Annotated in this window: 1 pseudogene; it reads left to right on the plus strand. The window is 77.5% G+C overall.

Annotated elements, in window-relative coordinates:
• Positions 1-1,098: pseudogene (locus tag GT030_RS36190) on the plus strand (PLP-dependent aminotransferase family protein); the annotation flags it as partial.
• Positions 1,099-1,303: the final 205 nt, after the last annotated feature.

Consider the following 1,303-nt stretch of genomic DNA (forward strand, 5'->3'; position numbering starts at 1 on the left):
GGTCCGGCGCCGCACGCCGGGCCGCCCCGCGCTCAGCCTGGTCCCCGGCACCCCCGACCTCGCCGCCTTCCCCCGCACCGAGTGGCTGAGGGCCGCCCGCCGCGCCTTGACCCGCGCCCCCAACGACGCGCTCGGCTACGGCGATCCGCGCGGGCGCCCCGAACTGCGCACCGCCGTCGCCGGATACCTCGCCCGCGTCCGGGGCGTCCGCACCGGCCCCGACTCGGTGCTGATCACGGCAGGTTTCTCGCACGCCCTGTGCCTCCTCGGCGCCGTGCTGCGCGGCCGGGGCGCCCGCACGGTCGCCGTCGAGTCGTACGGCCTCTACGTGCACCGCGACCTGCTCGCCGGAGCGGGCCTGACGACCACCGCGCTGCCGTACGGCGAACTCGGCACCGACACACGGGGACTGGGCGCAGAGGGCGCCGTACTCCTCACCCCTGCCACCAGTTCCCCATGGGCACCCCGCTGCACCCGGACCGGCGGGCGGCCGTCGTCGACTGGGCGCGGCGGACCGGCGGGCTGATCCTGGAGGACGACTACGACGGCGAGTTCCGCTACGACCGCCAGCCCGTCGGCGCTCTCCAGGGCCTCGACCCCGACCACGTGGTCTACCTCGGCACCGCCAGCAAGTCCCTCGCCCCCGGACTCCGCCTGGGCTGGATGGTGGTACCCCCGGCGCTGCTGGCGGAGCTGACGGAGGCCAAGGGACACAGCGACAGCGTCGGGGTGCTGGACCAGCTCACGCTGGCCGAGTTCATCGCCTCGGGCGCGTACGACCGTCATGTGCGGGCCGCCCGGCAGCGCTACCGGCGCCGCCGGGACCAGCTGGCCGCCGCCGTGGCCGACCGGGCGCCGGAGGTGACGGTCACCGGGATCGCGGCCGGGCTGCACGCGGTGCTGCGACTGCCGCCCGGCACCGAGCAGACGGTCGTGCAGGCCGCCCACTGGCAGGGACTCGCGCTGCACGGCCTCGCCTTCTACCGGCACCGACTGGCCGTCACCGAACCGCTGGAGGCGCTCGTCGTCGGCTACGGCACCCCGCCCGACAGCACCTGGCCGACCGCCCTGGAGGCCCTGTGCCGGGCACTGCCGTGACCCGCTCGCGGGTGCGGTGCGCGAAGCGCGCCCCCCCCCACGGGGGTCAGCCCGCGGACGCGGTGCCCGCGCCTTCCCGGGCAGCGGCCGGGCCGTCACCCTCGGGCCCCGGCGCCTCCCCGAACCGCGCCAACGCCAGCGCCCCCGCCACCGCCACGACGAACCCCAGCACCGCGAGCGGGCCGAGCCCCGCCCGCGTGCGGTC

The organism is Streptomyces sp. SID1328 (assembly GCF_009865595.1).
Taxonomy (GTDB): Bacteria; Actinomycetota; Actinomycetes; order Streptomycetales; family Streptomycetaceae; genus Streptomyces; species Streptomyces griseoluteus.